The sequence below is a fragment of the Gemmobacter aquaticus genome (genome assembly GCF_007859075.1).
Lineage (GTDB): Bacteria > Pseudomonadota > Alphaproteobacteria > Rhodobacterales > Rhodobacteraceae > Gemmobacter > Gemmobacter aquaticus.
On the sequence record NZ_VOAK01000011.1, the window covers coordinates 486,980 to 502,240 of the forward strand.

The window sequence follows — 15,261 nt, forward strand, 5'->3', positions numbered from 1 at the left end:
GAAGGGCGTTGCACCGGCAGGTGCCGGAAGACCGGTAGGCCCGGAGGGACTCGAACCCCCAACCAAGGCGTTATGAGCGCCCTGCTCTAACCATTGAGCTACAGGCCCGGACCGGCGTCGACAGGCTTAGGCGGGTTGATGGGCGCGGTCAAGCGCGGGGCGTTGCCTGTGCGGGCAATATCGTCTATGCGGGCGCGAATTCCGCCACATACCGGAGAGCGCCAGATGACCACGCCGAAGAACGGCCCGACCACGGGACTGACCTATGCCGATGCGGGCGTGGATATCGATGCAGGCAACGCGCTGGTGGATCGGATCAAGCCTGCGGCCAAGCGGACCAACCGTCCGGGTACAATGTCCGGCCTTGGCGGGTTCGGCGCGCTTTTCGACCTGAAGGCTGCGGGCTACAACGACCCGATTCTTGTTGGTGCGACCGACGGCGTCGGCACCAAGCTGCGTATCGCAATCGACACCGGCAATGTGGACACGATCGGCATTGATCTGGTCGCAATGTGCGTGAACGATCTGGTCTGCCAAGGAGCAGAGCCGCTGTTCTTCCTCGACTATTTCGCGACCGGCAAGTTGGAGGTCGATCAGGCCACCCGCATCATCGAAGGCATCGCCGAGGGCTGTGTCCAGTCAGGCTGTGCGCTGATCGGGGGTGAGACCGCCGAGATGCCGGGCATGTATCACAAGGGAGATTTCGACCTCGCGGGCTTTGCGGTGGGCGCGATGGAGCGCGGCAGCGATCTTCCTGCTGGCGTGCAGGAAGGCGATGTGCTGATCGGGCTCGCCTCGAACGGGGTGCATTCGAACGGCTATTCCTTCGTGCGCAAGGTGGTCGAGCTTTCGGGCCTTGGCTGGGACGCGCCTTCGCCGTTCAGCGATGGCGCGCTGGGTCAGGCGCTGCTTGCGCCGACGCGGCTCTACGTAAAGCAGGCGCTGAAGGCCGTTCGGGCGGGTGGGGTGCATGCGCTGGCCCACATCACCGGGGGCGGGCTGACCGAGAACCCCCCGCGCGTGATCCCCGAGGGGCTGGCCTGCGAGATTGACCTGTCGTCCTGGCAACTGCCCCCGGTGTTCCGCTGGCTGGCCGAGACCGCCGGCATGTCCGAGCCGGAGCTGCTGAAGACCTTCAACTGCGGCATCGGCATGATCGCCGTGGTTGCCGCAGACCGTGCTGACGCGATCGAGGCACTGTTCCGGGCCGAGGGCGAAACCGTGACCCGCCTTGGCCGCGTGGTGCCGGGCGATGGCGTGATCTACAAGGGCCGCCTGCTGTGAAACGCGTCGCCATCCTGATTTCGGGGGGTGGCTCGAACATGGTGGCGCTGGTGAACTCGATGACCGGGGATCACCCGGCCCGTCCGGTTCTTGTCGCCTCGAATGATCCTGCGGCCGGTGGGCTGACCAAGGCGGCGGCGCACGGCATCGCGACGGCGGCCGTCGATCATCGCCAGTTCGGCCGCGACCGCGCCGCGTTTGAGGCGGCACTTCTGAGCCATATCGAGGCGGCCGAGCCGGATATCCTGTGCCTTGCGGGCTTCATGCGCGTGCTGACCCCTGCCTTTGTGGAGCGATTTGAAGGGCGGATGCTGAACATCCACCCCTCGCTTCTGCCCAAGTACCCCGGTCTGCATACCCATCAACGCGCAATCGAGGCAGGCGATGCAGAGGCCGGCTGCACGGTGCACGAAGTGACGGCCGTGCTGGATGACGGTCCGATTCTGGGGCAGGCGCGTGTGCCGGTCTTGCCGGGTGATACTGCGGATGCACTGGCAGGTCGTGTGCTGGTGCAAGAGCATCGACTCTATCCGGAAGTATTGCGCCGCTATGCGGCGGGCGACCGGACGACGGTCTATCTCTAGTTGCCAACTATTTAGGGGGGCCAGAGGGGCGGGTAAGGATCCATCCGCCCATGACGGTCAACACCATCGCCTGCAACAGCAGTGCCCAGAGTTTCAGGCCCAGAAGCACACTTATCCCAAAGGCTGCTACCATCGCGCCTACCGAAGCGCGCTTGGCAAAGGGCGAGATGGCCCGGTACTGGCGCCAGTCACGGATCGCCGGGCCAAATACCCGGTGGTTCCAGAGCCAGTCGTGCAACCGAGGTGATGAACGGGCAAAGCAGGCCGCAGCCAGGATCATCAAGGGTGTCGTTGGCAAAAGCGGCACAACGATGCCGATCAACCCGATCCCGGCTGACAGTGCGCCGGCCGCAAGCCACAAGGGGCGCATCAGCAAGGTCTCCGTTCACGGGAATCGGTCACCCGGCATAACCTAGTCCGGGCGGCCTGCGCGTCAAACATCGCCATTCGCCGCATGTCCGAGGCTTGCATCAAATGCATAGCGGGCTGCCTCTACTGCGGCGATATTGTCCTTGGTCCAACGGTAGAGCGTGCGGAATGGCGGCAAAAGTGTCTGGCCAAGCGCGCTCATCTCATACTCCACCGCGACGGGCGAAGTGGCCAGAACGCGGCGATGGATCAGGCCGTTCCGTTCAAGCCGGCGCAGCGTCTGCGTCAAGGATTTTTGCGACACGCCTTCAAGCATCTTCTTGATTGCATTGAATCTTTGTGGACCTCTGTCCAGAACGGTCAGCACCATCATCGACCATTTGTCGGCGATCTGGTCAAACAGCTCGCGCGATGGGCACTGGGCCGAGAAATGGCCGGGCAGGCAGACATGCGCGGCAGGCTCGGGTGCGGGTCTCATGTCGTTCATGCGGTAACCTCAAGGTAACCTGGTGTCGCAAAGGTGCCTGATTGACACCAAGTTTCCAATGTATACCTGTTCCGGCACGGTTTGAACAGGAGCAAGAATATGACTTCGACCGATGTGCTGTTTCGTCCCTTTGCGCTGAAAGGGCTGACCCTTGCCAATCGTATCGTGATGGCGCCGATGACGCGGGCCATGGCGGAAGGTGGGGTTCCGGGGACAAAGCAGGCCGATTATTACCGCCGCCGCGCCGAAGGTGGCGTGGGGCTTATCCTGTCCGAGGGCACGGTGATCGACCGTCCGGCCTCGCGCAATCTTCCGGGAATTCCGTTCTTTCACGGCGATGCCGCGCTTGCCGGTTGGAAAGGTGTGATCGACGCCGTGCATGCGGCAGGTGGCAAGATGGGGCCGCAGATCTGGCACACCGGCAGCACCCGCGCCGGTGACTGGCAGCCCGATGCGCCCGTCGAGAGCCCGTCTGCGCTTGTCGGTCCCGGTGATCCCCGCGGCGTCGCGATGACCGACGAGGATATCGCCGACACGATCTCGGCCTTTGCCCGTGCTGCCCAAGCCGCCAAGGGCCTGGGGTTCGACGTGGTCGAGTTGCACGGTGCCCATGGCTATCTGATCGATCAATTCTTCTGGGGCGGCACCAACCTGCGCGATGATCGCTGGGGTGGCGCCACGATCAAGGAGCGCGCCCGGTTTGCGGCCGAGGTCGTCAAGGCCACACGTGCCGCTCTTGGCCCCGATTACCCGCTGATCCTGCGTGTCAGCCAGTGGAAGCAGCAGGACTACAGCGTCAAGCTGGCTGCCAACCCGGCGGAACTGGGCGAATGGCTTGATCCACTGGTCGAGGCCGGGGTCGATATCATCCACGCCTCGCAGCGCCGGTTCTGGGAGGCGGAGTTCCCCGAGCTTGACGGCGAAGAGGGCCTCAATTTCGCGGGTTGGGTCAAGAAAGTGACAGGCGCTCCCACGATCTCCGTCGGTTCCGTCGGCCTTGCGGGCGAGTTCTTCGCGGCCTTCCGGGGCGAGGGCGCCGGTGCCACGCCGCTTGACAAGCTGGTCGCGCGGATGGAGCGCGAGGAGTTTGACCTGATCGCGGTGGGCCGGGCGCTTATCTCTGATCCCGCATGGGTGCGCCATGTGCGCGAAGGTGAAACCGACCGACTGAAGGGCTTTGCGGCCAAGGATCTGGCTGAACTTGTGTAAAATGGATGCAGGGTAGGGAAATCCTGCCCTGCACCCCTTGAAAACGGTTCCCTTGTTCCATGTCGGCTTTTATAGCGGATTTGCGGGATGCCCCCGCGACACGCACCGAAAGACGCCCATGCGCACCATTACCACGACCGAAGAGCTGGCTGCCTTCTGCGCTGCCGCCAAATCGGAACCCTATGTCACGATCGATACCGAGTTCCTGCGCGAGCGAACCTATTGGTCGAAACTGTGCCTGATCCAGATGGCCCTTCCCGGGAAGACGGGCGAAGGCGTGCTGGTCGACCCCATCGAGGGCGGAGAGGCACTGTCGCTCGAACCGCTCTACGACCTCTTCCGCCACAAGGCGACGGTCAAGGTGTTCCACGCCGCGCGGCAGGATCTTGAGATCTTCTTTGTCGAAGGCGGGGTCTTTCCGGACCCGCTGTTTGATACGCAGGTCGCGGCCATGGTCTGCGGCTACGGTGAACAGGCCGGCTATGAGACGCTGGTCAAGAAGATTGCCAAGGAAAGCCTCGACAAGACCTCGCGCTTTACCGACTGGTCGCGCCGCCCCTTGTCGGACGCGCAGAAGGAATATGCGCTGGCTGATGTGACGCATCTGCGGCTGGTCTACGAAAGCCTCGCGCGGCAGATCGCCAAATCCGGGCGCGAGGCATGGGTCGCGGAAGAGCTGAAACTGCTGACCGACCCCGAAACCTATACCGTGCGCCCGGAAGAGGCGTGGCTGCGGGTCAAGACCCGCACGACCTCGGGCCGGTTTCTGGCGGTGGTCAAGGCGCTGGCGCAGTTCCGCGAGGAATACGCGCAGTCGAACAACGTGCCGCGCAGCCGCGTGATGAAGGATGATGCGCTGCTCGAGATCGCCTCGACGCGCCCCACCAATCACGAGGAACTGGGCCGGTCGCGCCTGCTCTTGCGTGAGGGGCGCAAGGGCGACATTGCGGATGGAATTCTGTCGGCGGTTCAGGCGGGGCTGGAAATGCGCCCCGAGGACATGCCGAAGCCCGACCTCACGCGCGAACAGTTGCAAGTCAACCCCGCGCTGGCCGATCTGCTGCGGGTGCTCTTGAAAGCCAAATCCGAAAGTCTGGGGGTGGCGGCCAAGCTGATCGCATCAGCAGGCGAGCTTGACGCGATTGCCGCAGGCGAACGTGACGTGCCCGCGCTGCATGGCTGGCGGTTTGAGGCCTTTGGCGAAGATGCACTGCGGCTCTGCCGGGGCGAGATCGCGCTGACCGCTCGGGGCAACGAGGTGCGGGTCGTCCGAACCGCCTGACCAAAGGCCGCCGCGGGTTTAGCGGCGGCTGGTCAGTCCGTTGGTCTGGCCCTGAACGGTGATTGACCGGATTGTAGAAAGGCGGATATCCGACAGGAAAACCGCAGCTGTCACCTGACGCGATTGCGGCGTCGAGACGCGGGTCTGCCGCTGTGGCGGGAAGACGCGGAACTCATAGACCATCGCGCCGTCCACGGGCTCGTCCTCAAGCGCCACAAGCTCGGCCTGCCACCATCCCTGGCTTTCCATCACGGCGGTCGCACGGACAATGGCGCCGCCGGGCATGGGCTCCACCTTCAATTCGGTGATCTGAAGGGCAAGAAGGCGTGGGTCTGCCTTGGACGGCAATTGCTGCGTATCGGCGGGCGGCGAGGCTTCGGCGCCACCGAACCAGTTGAACGGATTGAGCCGCGTCCCGCAGGCCGAAACCAACATCACCAGCGAAAGTGCCGCAAGCAGCGAAAATCTCATGCCCATTCCCTTTTGGCCCCGTAACCCTGGCGAGGCTTTCACCCTTGGCTAGCGCATGCCGCGGCATTTGAAAAGCGCCCCTCTGGACCTTTCGACCGCAAGCGCATAGCTCTGAGCCAAAGCAGGAGACAGCCATGGCCACCCCCGCGTTCGAGGACATCGCCGAAACCTTTGAATTCCTGGATGACTGGGAAGACCGCTATCGCCATGTCATCGAACTCGGAAAGGCATTCCCCGATCTGGACCCCGCGTTTCAGGTGCCTGCCTTCAAGGTGGACGGCTGTGCGAGCCAAGTCTGGCTGCGACCGATGATCGAAGGGCAGGGGGCTGCGGCGCGCTTTGATTTTCAGGGCACCTCGGATGCGATGATCGTGCGCGGGCTGATCGCAGTGCTGCACGCGCTCTATGCGGGGCTCACGCTGTCCGAGGTGGGGCGCGTCGATGCCCAGGCAGAACTTGCCCGGCTTGGGTTGAACGACCATCTGTCGTCACAGCGGTCGAACGGCCTGCGCGCGATGGTTCAGCGCATTCGCGAGACGGCCGCCACCGCCGCCGCCTGATTCCAGCGACTGATGCGGATGATGCGCCCGAAGCCGGGCGCATCGGGTTACTTGGCGATCTGTTCGTCGCGCACGAACATGTTGGCCCATGCCCGGTCGATCAACTCAGGGCTCATCTGGTTCGGGATTCCCTCAAACTCGCAGATTGCGATCATCTGGTCGATCAGGAACACCGGCTGGTAGTTTGCGTAGTTGTTGTTGATCGTCGGGTACTTGTTCTTCAGCAGGTGCAGGATGGCATCCTGATCAAGCGGCATCTTCTTCTTGCGCGCGACCAGGGCGAGGATCTTCAGGAAGTTCTCCTGGTTCGGCCCGTCGATCTTGATCTTGAAGAAGATCCGGCGCAGTGCCGCTCCGTCAAAGATCTCGTTCGGGTGGAAGTTCGTCGAAAAGATCACCAGCGTATCAAAGGGCACCGTGAACTTCTCACCCGATTGCAGCTGCAGAATGTCGCGGCTTTCTTCCAGCGGCACAATCCAGCGGTTCACAAGCTTTTGTGGCGGTTCTGCCTGACGGCCAAGGTCGTCGACGATGAAGATGCCGCCGTTCGACTTCATCTGCAGCGGCGCGGTATAGGTGCGCGCGACCGAGTTGTATTTCAGGTCCAGCATGTCAAGTGACAATTCGCCCCCGGTGATGACCGAAGGCCGCTGGCACCAGACATAGCGCTGGTCGAACCGGTTCGCCGTCCGGCGCAGAGAGTTTGGATCGTCGGTCACTTCGACCGCTGCGGTATGTACGATCGGGTCATAGACGGTGATCACCTGCCCCGAATACTCGACAGCACGCGGGATGTAGATCTTGTCGCCAAGCGCGTCGCGGATCCCGTTGGAGATCGAGGATTTGCCGTTGCCGGGCGGGCCATACATCAGGATCGAGCGGCCCGAGCCGACTGCGGGCCCCAGATTGCCGATCAGATCTTCGGGCAGGATCAAATGTCCCATGCCCACCATCAGCTGATCGCGCGTCAGCTTCATGTTGCGAACCGATTGACGCTGAACTTGTGCGCTGTACTCGGCCAGCGGAACCGGCATGGCGCCATAGTATTCCGATTGCGCCAGCGCATCCAGCGCACGGGCCTTGCCGCCATCCGTCAGCTGATAGCCCATCTCATTGCCGCTGGTGGCATGCAGTGTGCCCGTGGCCTCCAGCAGGCGCTGAGTCCGCGCGAGGTCAATCAGCTCTTGCGTCAGGGTAAGCGGCAGGCAGATCGCGCGGCTGACCTCGGAGGCGAGGTCCAGGTTGGTGCGGAACATCGTCTTGATGAGGATGTCGCGCATCATCACCAGCGTCAGCCCGGTTTCGGCCAGCGTGCGCGGCGCGGGTGGGGCAATGACCTGAGGTGTGGCCTGAATATTCATCTGCTCGTCCTTGGCAACATGGGGCCGGGCCTTGAGTCGCCCGGCACCGTCATTGCTGATCAGGAGAACCGATCAATTGGCCAGAAATGGGGCGAGAAGATAGAAAATCAGCGTCCCTGCCAGCGCAAGGCCCATCGGAAAGTCCTTGTGATTCCAGCTGGTCCAGTCAGGCGTCGTCCGGCGGATCGCCGGGATCGCCCGCGCGATGCGATGGGTTGCAAAGGCCCCCAGAAGGCAAGCGCAGAAGAGGGCGAGGATCGCGCGCCAGTCGCCGGTCGAAAAAACCGGCGCCATGGCCGCCGCAAACTTGGCATCCCCCGCACCGACAAGGCCAAGTGCGCTCAGGATGAAGCCTACGGCCAGAACGATGCCCAACACCGCCCAGCCCCAGCCATACTGCGGCAGCGGGAAGGCGAGAAGACCCACCACTGCCCAGATGGCCGCCATGGTCAGCACGGCCTTGTTCGGGATCTTCATGGAGGCCATGTCTGACCACGCGACCCAGATCGCGACCGGAACGCAGAACGGCAGGAACCATAGCGCGGCTTGCGCGTCGATGAACACGTCGGATACCCCTGTCAGCCTTGCAGCGCGGCAAGGCTGCGGGCCGCGGCCTCAAAGTGTTGCGGATGGGTTTCGACCGCTTCTTCCAGCAGGTTGCGTCCGACCGTCACGTCGCCACGCTTCACAGCCGCAAGGCCGAGCGTATAGAGCAGTTCCGCCCGCTCGCGCTGCGTCATCTCCACCACGGGCAGGTCGTATTTGCGCTGCGCGCCGCGGGCCAGGACGAGGTTGTTCTTGGCGGTGAACATCGATGGGTCGTTCTTCAGCGCCTCATTGAACAGCTTTTCTGCCCCGGCATAGTCACCGCGGTTCAGCTTGGAATAGCCCCAGTTGTTCAGCACGCTTGCCGGACGCGTGGTCAGCCCGGCGGCGGTATCGTAAAAACTGTCGGCCTTTTGCCACTGCTTTTTGCTGTCGGCGACCATCGCTTCAAGGCGGTAGCGGTCGTATGTTTCATGCGTGGGCGGGATCTGGTTCAGAACCGCTTCGGCCTCAGGCCACTTGTTGCTGCGGATCAGCGCTTCGGCATAGCCGACCTGATCCTCCGCCGTCCCCTGACCCGAACCAATCAGTCCCGACCAGATCTTCGCAGAATCTTCTGGCTGGCCCGCGCGCATCAGTGACTTGGCAAGCCCGCGCTGCAGGTCAGGGCGTCCGGGGTTCTGCTGCAGGGTCCGGGTAAAATAGGCAACAGATTCATTGGGATCGCCCACCGTCAGCATGATCTCGCTGAGGTTGCTTTCGTCGATGACGTTAACGTCCTTTATGGCGCGCTTTACTTCGGCGTCATCAAGCCCCTTGTTGCAGGCGGCAAGGCTGGTCATGCCGGCAAGGCACAGCCCGATCAGGAAAATCTGGCGCATGTCGCGTCCTTGTTGCTGCTCGATGTCCGGATGCGCTTGCCCAGGCTAGAGCGACGAGAGCAGGACGTTTTCCCCCTGACCGCGCCGGACGAGCGAGAAGCTGCGCTCCAGTTTTTGTTGTTCTGGTTCGTCAGCATAGATCGATTTTTCAGACATGGCTATCGCGCGCATCAGATTTTCGCGAATCGCGTCCGAGTTGCCACTGTCCAGTGCATAGGCCTGCTGGAACACGTTCTTTGCCTCTGGCGCCTTGCCCTGTTCCATCAGGACGACGCCAAGGTTGTTCAACGCCGGAACAAAGGTCGGCTCCTCATCCAGCGCGCGGCGCAGCACCTGTTCGGCCTGACCCAGACGGCCGAGCGCAAGGTTTGCGCTGCCGATAGCCGAGAGCACATCCGCGTTGATCCCTTGCTGCGCTGCTGCGCGGTAATAGGCCTTGAGCGCGAGTTCCGGCTCCCCTGCCTCAAGCAGGCGGTGGCCGACGATCAGCCCGTCAACATCTTCGGCGCTGGCGTCGACGCCCGGGGCAGATTTGTCGGAAGCGCCCAAGGTGCCGCCGCCAAGGGACTGGCAGGCACAAAGAAGGCACAGGCCAAGCAGCAGGAATGCGGTCTTCATGGGGCTCCGGTCAGTTCACCTGCCGCCAAGCTGGGTTGCGATGCTGTAAATCGAGGGTCCGATCAGGATCAGCATCAGCGGCGGCAGGGTGAACATCATTGTGCCCAGTGTCAGCTTCGTCGGCAAGACGTTCGCCTTTTCTTCGGCGCGCATCACTCGCTTGTCGCGCATTTCCGCCGAGTAGACCCGCAAGGCCTCGGAGATCGACGTACCGAAGGTCGCCGATTGCACAAGCGTCGTCACAAAGGATGACACATCCGCGACGCCTACTCGCTCCGACAGGTCTTTCAGCACCTGAACGCGTTCCTTGCCGGCCTTTACCTCTTGCGAGACCTGTTCGAATTCGTCGGCGAGGGCGGGGTAGCCTGCGCGCATTTCCTGCGCCACGCGGTTGATCGACTGGTCCAGCGACTGACCTGCCTCGACGCAGACCAGCATCAGGTCGAGCGCATCGGCAAAGCCCGCGACGATTTCCTGCTGGCGGGTCTGCAGGCGGCGCTGAACCCAGTACTGTGGCAGGTAATAGCCAAAGGCCGCCGGCATGATCGTGTAAAGGATCATCGTTTGTGTCGGGATATCGCCGCGCTGTGACTTGAGCAGCAGCGTATAGGCCAGCCCCAGGATCAGCGCGCCTATGCCAAGCGCCAGTTTGGCAAAGTGGTAGGTGCGGACCGCGTTCTTGGATCGATAGCCTGCGCGCAGCATCTTCAGTCGCGCGGCCGACATTTCCTCAACGCTTTGGGGTTCAAGGAAATGCGCGTATTTTTCCAGCTTATCGGCGCTGCTCTTGGTTCGCAGGGCGGCGCCTTCCGTCTTGCCTGTCATTGCCGCCCGCTGCTGGCGCAGCTTTTCAAGCGGGTCGTGCTGCTTCTTCAGCAGGGTCGGGATGACGGCCAGTACCAGCAGCAAGCCCAACGCCAGGAGGGCGAAAACCGGGCCAAGTGGACCCAGCTTCTCAACCAGAAGCGCATTGAAACTCTCGAACATGCCGCTTCCTCCCTCAGACCTTGATGTTGACCATGATCTTCATGAAGATCACGTTGACGGTGAGCATCACCCCGACGACCAAGGCTGCCGGGATGAACAGCGACGATTTCTGAACTTCGTCAAAATAGTCGGGCTTCAGCATCAGCACCATCAGCAGGGCAACGATCGGGAAGGCCGAGAGAAACATGCCCGACCACTTCGCCTCGGCCGTGATAGCCCGGACCCTGCGAAACAGCTTGAAGCGCGAGCGGATCACCTGGGCCAGCCCCTCAAGGATCTCGGCCAGGTTGCCGCCCGACTGTTGCTGGATCGCGACGGCCACGGCAAGGAAGCGGAGGTCCTGATTATCCATCCGTTCGGCAAAGGCTTTCAGGCTTTCGGCGACATCGCGGCCATAAGCGGCCTCGTCGCTGATCAGACCGAACTCGGTGCCCAGCGGGTCAGGCACCTCTTTTGCGACGATGCCGAGCGCCGAGGAGAAGGGGTGTCCGACGCGCAGGCTGCGCACCATCAGCTCGACCGCGTCGGGCAGCTGTTCCTGCAGCAGCGTAACACGTTTCTTGGCCTTGCTGTTCACCCACATGTAAACACCGCCCACGCCCATCGCCACCGCAAGGATGATCCGCACGGGCGTTTCTGCCGGCGTGCCGAAGGTCAGGCCCACATAGGCCATGATCGACAACCCGCCCATCAGCATCATCAGCTGCATCGGCGAGAAGGCGATATTGGCCTTTTGCGCCTTGTCTGCCAGAATCGAATAGAGCGGGATCGACTTGGCCGACATGTGCTGCGTCATCTCCTTGCGGAGCTGGGCCAGCACTTCTTCGCGGTTATGGTTCTTTTCCAGCAGCGCCAAGCGCCGCGACATGCGGCTGTTCAGGCTGATGGATTTGCCGAATATCGTCAGATACAGCCCCTCGACCACCGCGACGACGGCGACGAAGATGATGACGTAGACGAATATGGCGGGGTTGATGCTCATGCCGCGGCCTTAGACGATGGGTTCGTAGATGGCAGGGGGCAGGTTGAAGCCCCATTGCTTGAAACGTTCGGAATAGTGCGACCGCACGCCAGTTGCGTTGAAGCGGCCAATGATCTTGCCGTCGGGCTGCACGCCCAGACGTTCGTAGCGGAACACCTCTTGCATCGAGATCACCTCGCCCTCCATCCCGGTGATTTCGGTGACCGAGGTCATGCGACGCGAGCCGTCCTGCATGCGGCTGGCCTGCACGATCAGGTTCACGGCCGAGGCGATCTGGCTGCGCACCGCCTTTAGCGGCATCTCGATCCCGGCCATGGCAACCATGTTCTCCAGGCGGCTGATGCCGTCGCGCGGGTTGTTGGCGTGGATCGTGGTCATCGATCCATCGTGGCCGGTGTTCATGGCCTGAAGCATGTCGATGACCTCTTCGCCACGGGTTTCCCCCACGATGATCCGGTCAGGCCGCATCCGCAGGGCGTTGCGCAGACAGTCGCGCTGCGTGACCGCACCCTTGCCCTCGACGTTCGGCGGGCGGCTTTCCATACGGCCCACATGCACCTGTTGCAGCTGAAGTTCGGCCGTATCCTCGATCGTCAGCACCCGTTCGGCGTTGTCGATGAAGGATGACAGCGCGTTCAGCGTGGTCGTTTTCCCTGAACCCGTACCGCCCGAGACGATGATGTTGAGCCGGGTCGACACGGCCGCCTCAAGATAAAGCGCCATCTCCTCGGTGAAGGCGCCAAAGCGGATCAGGTCGTCGATCTTCAGCTTTTCTTTCTTGAACTTCCGGATCGACACAAGCGAGCCGTCCACCGCGACCGGAGGCACCATGCAGTTGAAGCGTGAGCCATCGGCAAGTCGGGCGTCGCAATAGGGGTTTGATTCATCGACGCGCCGGCCCACGGCCGAGACGATCTTGTCGATGATGCGCAGAAGGTGACGTTCGTCCTTGAAGGTCACATCGGTCAACTGCAGCTTGCCGCCGCGTTCGACAAAGATGCGTTGCGGCCCGTTCACCAGAATATCGCTGACCGACTCGTCCTTCAGCAGCGGCTCCAGCGGGCCAAGGCCCATCACCTCGTCATAGAGTTCCTGATTGAGCGTCGCACGGTCCTGCGCGTTCAGCGCGACCGACATCTCTTCAAGCGCTTCGCTCGAAATCGCCGCGATTTCGGATTTAAGGCTGGTCTCTGTGGCCTTTTCCAGCGCTGCGAGGTTCAGGTTCTCAAGCAGTCGCTTGTGAAGTTCGACCTTCAGCTCCTGCAGACGTTCCTTGCGCTTGCGGTCCTTGTCGGCCTGGGCCACCTCGGCCGGGCTGCGCGCCGGGGCGCGGGTCTGCGACATGGGCGAGGGTGAAGGCTTGGGGCCGCCTGATGCAGCGCCACCCGTCTGGGCGCCGGTCTGCCCACCACCCGGCGGCATCGGGCTGCCGGGTTTTGCTGGACCGTCCGGTTTCTTGAAGCGAGAGAACATCGTGGCTTCCCTTCAGATCAGGCTCAGGCTGCGCCGGCGACAGAGGATTTTCCAAGGTCGTAGAGCGACTTGGCGAGTTTCGCGACTTCTTTGCGCAGCGGGTTCTTCGCAGCGGTTTCCGACAGCGGCAGGCCGTGGTCGTTCGATTGTGTCACCTGTGCGCCGCCATCGGGCAGTTGCAGCTCGATCGAAATATCAAGGCTCTCGGCAAGCCGCTTGACCCGACCTTTGCCTGACAGATCGGTAAACTTCGGCGCGCGGTTCAGCACATAGCGCAGTTTTTCGATTGGCAGGCCTTCGGCTTTCAGCGCACGGATCAGCCGCAGTACGTTCTGGGCCGAGCGCAAATCCAGTTCCATCAGGGCGAAGTAGATATGCGCCCGGTGCAGCACGGCTTCCGTCCAGCTGACGATGGTCTTGGGCATGTCGATGATGACAAAGTCAAAATTCGCCTGCGCCATATCGAGCAGACGGCCGATGTCTTCGCCGGTCACGATATCCAGCGGCAGCATGTCGGCAGGGGCGGTCAACACATGCAGCTTGTCGTTGAAGGTGAGCATTGCCTGCAGGAAACTGTCGCTGTCGGTTCGCTCCAGATCCTGCAACAGCTCGAACACCGCTTCCTTGCGTGGCAGGTCGAGATAGGTCGCGCAGGCGCCAAACTGGAAGTCGAGGTCGATCAGGCAGACCCGCGGCGGCTGTGTTTTGTCCGCGTTGGCCAGTTCCCACGCAAGGTTGGCCGCAAAGGTCGAGGCACCCGCGCCGCCCGCAAGGCCGTGGACCGGAATGATCACGCCCTCGCGGTCACCCTTGGCTTTGAACCGGGGTGCCCGATGCGCGCCCTCATCTGGGTCATGGTGGGCAACAGATGGGGTCTGGCGCGCGCGGCTGATCCGATCGATCGCCTCGTGCAGCGCACCTTCGGGCAGGGGGTAGGGCACAAAATCGTCTGCCCCAAGGCGCAACAGCTGGTGCAGCGCGACGGGGCCGACCTCGGCCGCGATGAGGATGACACGGACCTCGCGCGCCTTGGCTGCGCGGATCACCTCGGTGATGCGGGTCAGGTCCGCCTCGTCATGGCCATCTACGGCCACGGCCACGAATTTCAGGTGCTCGCTGTCGGGCTGCTGTAGAAAGATCAGGGCATCGTCAAACGAGAGATCTCCCCAGTTCTCGCCCAGTTCTCGCTCCATATCGTCAATGAGCAGCTCAAAGTTCTGCACATCGCGCGAGATTGTGCACGCCACAACGGGCGCGGGCTCGGGCTGAAGATTTGCCACAGTCGACATTGCCTCAAGTCCTTCCGTTTCCCACGTTCAACGATCTAGGCCTTTGCATCGCTGCCGACGCCTTGGGCAGCCGGACCGCAGGGTTTGGGTTCATACTGAAAACGCTGGTTTAGAAGTTGGGCGAGATTGGGGCCAAAAAGCCGTAAATCTGCGAATTATCCCCGTTCCGTAACTAATGACGGGCCCGTAGGCCCGCCAGTTCAACCCATGGTTGGGCGCGATCAGTTGCTGCCGGTGTCGAACACCAACTGCTGCACTTGGGTCGGCCGCTCGATCTCGCGGCGGGCCGAATCGATGTACTCGCGATGGATAACTTCGGCATATTTGCCGTTCAAAGGCGCGTTGCGTTTGTGGCCCACGAAGCCTGAAACCTCTGTCACGGTACGACGATTCCGTTCCTCGGGTGCTGCCGTACTGATGACCGGCCTTGTTTCGCCATAGGAAACAAGCGCCTCCAAGCGACGTGAGGAAATTCCACGCGTTCCGAGGTAAGATACCACCGCTTGCGCGCGCCGTTTGCCAAGTGCCTTGTTGTAGGAATTGGAACCGACAAGGTCAGTGTGCCCATAGACCGAGAAGCGCAGTTCGGGGAACTGGCTCATCCACATGGCCTGATGGTTCAGCACCGCCTGCGCCTCGGGTGTCAACTGCGCAGAATTGAACGGGAAGGTGATGGTGGTCGGCACCTCGGCCGCGAAACGGCGGCCGAGAAGGATGGTCGCCTCGGCACCGTTGATCTGCGCCATCGAGTTGTTCATCGTGGCGTTTCCGAAGGTGCCGCCATCGACACGTGCGCCCACTTCCTCGTCCAGGCTGCCGCAGGCTGCGGTCGCGAGGATTGTGGTGAACGCAAGAATAGTCCGCATGTTCCCCCGCAT

The 15,261-nt window shown here is 62.3% G+C and carries 17 protein-coding genes and 1 tRNA gene; 5 read left to right on the plus strand and 13 right to left on the minus strand.

Annotated features, from left to right (window positions below; all coding sequences use genetic code 11):
• Positions 1 to 35: 35 nt before the first annotated feature.
• Positions 36 to 108: transfer RNA gene (locus FQU74_RS04400), tRNA-Ile, on the minus strand.
• Positions 109 to 225: 117 nt separating this feature from the next.
• On the opposite strand from FQU74_RS04400, the gene purM reads away from it, so the two are divergent.
• Both purM and purN read left to right on the plus strand, forming a co-directional pair.
• Positions 226 to 1,284, plus strand: coding sequence for a phosphoribosylformylglycinamidine cyclo-ligase (gene purM / locus FQU74_RS04405; RefSeq protein ID WP_146285208.1), 1,059 nt, complete (start codon positions 226 to 228; stop codon positions 1,282 to 1,284).
• The gene (purN, locus tag FQU74_RS04410) at positions 1,281 to 1,868 is read left to right on the plus strand and encodes a phosphoribosylglycinamide formyltransferase (protein WP_146285209.1); all 588 of its coding nucleotides are present in this window, start codon (positions 1,281 to 1,283) and stop codon (positions 1,866 to 1,868) included. Before purM ends, purN begins: the two co-directional genes overlap by 4 nt.
• A gap of 7 nt (positions 1,869 to 1,875) precedes the next feature.
• Here the strand turns inward: purN and FQU74_RS04415 are convergent, their stop codons facing one another.
• Together FQU74_RS04415 and FQU74_RS04420 are read right to left on the minus strand one after the other, a co-directional pair.
• Positions 1,876 to 2,238 (minus strand): YbaN family protein, encoded by a 363-nt coding sequence (locus FQU74_RS04415; protein WP_146285210.1) that lies wholly within the window; start codon positions 2,236 to 2,238, stop codon positions 1,876 to 1,878.
• 63 nt (positions 2,239 to 2,301) lie between these two features.
• On the minus strand, positions 2,302 to 2,724 hold the full coding sequence (locus FQU74_RS04420) for a winged helix-turn-helix transcriptional regulator (RefSeq protein ID WP_229704324.1): 423 nt from the start codon (positions 2,722 to 2,724) through the stop codon (positions 2,302 to 2,304).
• Between the two features lie 99 nt (positions 2,725 to 2,823).
• On the opposite strand from FQU74_RS04420, the gene FQU74_RS04425 reads away from it, so the two are divergent.
• Positions 2,824 to 3,933 (plus strand): NADH:flavin oxidoreductase, encoded by a 1,110-nt coding sequence (locus FQU74_RS04425; protein WP_146285211.1) that lies wholly within the window; start codon positions 2,824 to 2,826, stop codon positions 3,931 to 3,933.
• A 118-nt stretch (positions 3,934 to 4,051) separates the two neighbouring features.
• Complete coding sequence (gene rnd, locus FQU74_RS04430; RefSeq protein WP_146285212.1) at positions 4,052 to 5,215, plus strand: ribonuclease D; 1,164 nt, start codon at positions 4,052 to 4,054, stop codon at positions 5,213 to 5,215.
• A gap of 18 nt (positions 5,216 to 5,233) precedes the next feature.
• On the opposite strand, the gene FQU74_RS04435 is transcribed toward rnd, so the two are convergent.
• Entirely contained in the window at positions 5,234 to 5,686 is a 453-nt protein-coding gene (locus FQU74_RS04435) for a hypothetical protein (RefSeq protein ID WP_146285213.1), read from the minus strand.
• A 134-nt stretch (positions 5,687 to 5,820) separates the two neighbouring features.
• Here FQU74_RS04435 and FQU74_RS04440 point away from each other — a divergent pair, with 134 nt between their 5' ends.
• Entirely contained in the window at positions 5,821 to 6,246 is a 426-nt protein-coding gene (locus FQU74_RS04440; protein WP_146285214.1) for a SufE family protein, read from the plus strand.
• Positions 6,247 to 6,293: 47 nt separating this feature from the next.
• Here the strand turns inward: FQU74_RS04440 and FQU74_RS04445 are convergent, their stop codons facing one another.
• From FQU74_RS04445 to FQU74_RS04485, 9 genes are all read right to left on the minus strand, one after another.
• Positions 6,294 to 7,607, minus strand: a complete 1,314-nt coding sequence (locus FQU74_RS04445) for a P-loop NTPase family protein (protein ID WP_146285215.1) — start codon at positions 7,605 to 7,607, stop codon at positions 6,294 to 6,296.
• 72 nt (positions 7,608 to 7,679) lie between these two features.
• Positions 7,680 to 8,171 carry an A24 family peptidase gene (locus FQU74_RS04450; RefSeq protein ID WP_146285216.1) on the minus strand — a complete coding sequence of 164 codons (492 nt, stop codon included), beginning with the start codon at positions 8,169 to 8,171 and terminating at the stop codon, positions 7,680 to 7,682.
• A 14-nt stretch (positions 8,172 to 8,185) separates the two neighbouring features.
• Positions 8,186 to 9,034 (minus strand): tetratricopeptide repeat protein, encoded by an 849-nt coding sequence (locus FQU74_RS04455; RefSeq protein WP_146285217.1) that lies wholly within the window; start codon positions 9,032 to 9,034, stop codon positions 8,186 to 8,188.
• A gap of 45 nt (positions 9,035 to 9,079) precedes the next feature.
• A complete protein-coding gene (locus FQU74_RS04460) occupies positions 9,080 to 9,652 on the minus strand; it encodes a tetratricopeptide repeat protein (protein WP_146285218.1) in 573 nt (190 codons plus the stop codon).
• Positions 9,653 to 9,667: 15 nt separating this feature from the next.
• A complete protein-coding gene (locus FQU74_RS04465) occupies positions 9,668 to 10,639 on the minus strand; it encodes a type II secretion system F family protein (RefSeq protein WP_146285219.1) in 972 nt (323 codons plus the stop codon).
• Positions 10,640 to 10,652: 13 nt separating this feature from the next.
• Positions 10,653 to 11,621, minus strand: coding sequence for a type II secretion system F family protein (locus FQU74_RS04470; protein WP_146285220.1), 969 nt, complete (start codon positions 11,619 to 11,621; stop codon positions 10,653 to 10,655).
• A gap of 9 nt (positions 11,622 to 11,630) precedes the next feature.
• Positions 11,631 to 13,094 (minus strand): TadA family conjugal transfer-associated ATPase, encoded by a 1,464-nt coding sequence (locus tag FQU74_RS04475; protein WP_146285221.1) that lies wholly within the window; start codon positions 13,092 to 13,094, stop codon positions 11,631 to 11,633.
• A 23-nt stretch (positions 13,095 to 13,117) separates the two neighbouring features.
• Entirely contained in the window at positions 13,118 to 14,383 is a 1,266-nt protein-coding gene (locus tag FQU74_RS04480) for a CpaE/TadZ family protein (protein ID WP_146285222.1), read from the minus strand.
• Positions 14,384 to 14,604: 221 nt separating this feature from the next.
• A complete protein-coding gene (locus tag FQU74_RS04485) occupies positions 14,605 to 15,261 on the minus strand; it encodes an OmpA family protein (protein ID WP_146285223.1) in 657 nt (218 codons plus the stop codon).

What these genes read in the sequence shown, in the direction of transcription:
- FQU74_RS04445 (WP_146285215.1), bottom strand. Translation starts at nt 7,607, where the DNA reads ATGAATATTCAGGCCACACCTCAGGTCATTGCCCCACCCGCGCCGCGC.
- FQU74_RS04415 (WP_146285210.1), bottom strand. Translation starts at nt 2,238, where the DNA reads ATGCGCCCCTTGTGGCTTGCGGCCGGCGCACTGTCAGCCGGGATCGGG.
- FQU74_RS04435 (WP_146285213.1), bottom strand. Translation starts at nt 5,686, where the DNA reads ATGAGATTTTCGCTGCTTGCGGCACTTTCGCTGGTGATGTTGGTTTCG.
- FQU74_RS04475 (WP_146285221.1), bottom strand. Translation starts at nt 13,094, where the DNA reads ATGTTCTCTCGCTTCAAGAAACCGGACGGTCCAGCAAAACCCGGCAGC.
- FQU74_RS04480 (WP_146285222.1), bottom strand. Translation starts at nt 14,383, where the DNA reads ATGTCGACTGTGGCAAATCTTCAGCCCGAGCCCGCGCCCGTTGTGGCG.
- purM (WP_146285208.1), top strand. Translation starts at nt 226, where the DNA reads ATGACCACGCCGAAGAACGGCCCGACCACGGGACTGACCTATGCCGAT.
- FQU74_RS04460 (WP_146285218.1), bottom strand. Translation starts at nt 9,652, where the DNA reads ATGAAGACCGCATTCCTGCTGCTTGGCCTGTGCCTTCTTTGTGCCTGC.
- FQU74_RS04455 (WP_146285217.1), bottom strand. Translation starts at nt 9,034, where the DNA reads ATGCGCCAGATTTTCCTGATCGGGCTGTGCCTTGCCGGCATGACCAGC.
- FQU74_RS04420 (WP_229704324.1), bottom strand. Translation starts at nt 2,724, where the DNA reads ATGAACGACATGAGACCCGCACCCGAGCCTGCCGCGCATGTCTGCCTG.
- FQU74_RS04465 (WP_146285219.1), bottom strand. Translation starts at nt 10,639, where the DNA reads ATGTTCGAGAGTTTCAATGCGCTTCTGGTTGAGAAGCTGGGTCCACTT.
- rnd (WP_146285212.1), top strand. Translation starts at nt 4,052, where the DNA reads ATGCGCACCATTACCACGACCGAAGAGCTGGCTGCCTTCTGCGCTGCC.
- FQU74_RS04485 (WP_146285223.1), bottom strand. Translation starts at nt 15,261, where the DNA reads ATGCGGGGGAACATGCGGACTATTCTTGCGTTCACCACAATCCTCGCG.
- FQU74_RS04440 (WP_146285214.1), top strand. Translation starts at nt 5,821, where the DNA reads ATGGCCACCCCCGCGTTCGAGGACATCGCCGAAACCTTTGAATTCCTG.
- FQU74_RS04470 (WP_146285220.1), bottom strand. Translation starts at nt 11,621, where the DNA reads ATGAGCATCAACCCCGCCATATTCGTCTACGTCATCATCTTCGTCGCC.
- FQU74_RS04425 (WP_146285211.1), top strand. Translation starts at nt 2,824, where the DNA reads ATGACTTCGACCGATGTGCTGTTTCGTCCCTTTGCGCTGAAAGGGCTG.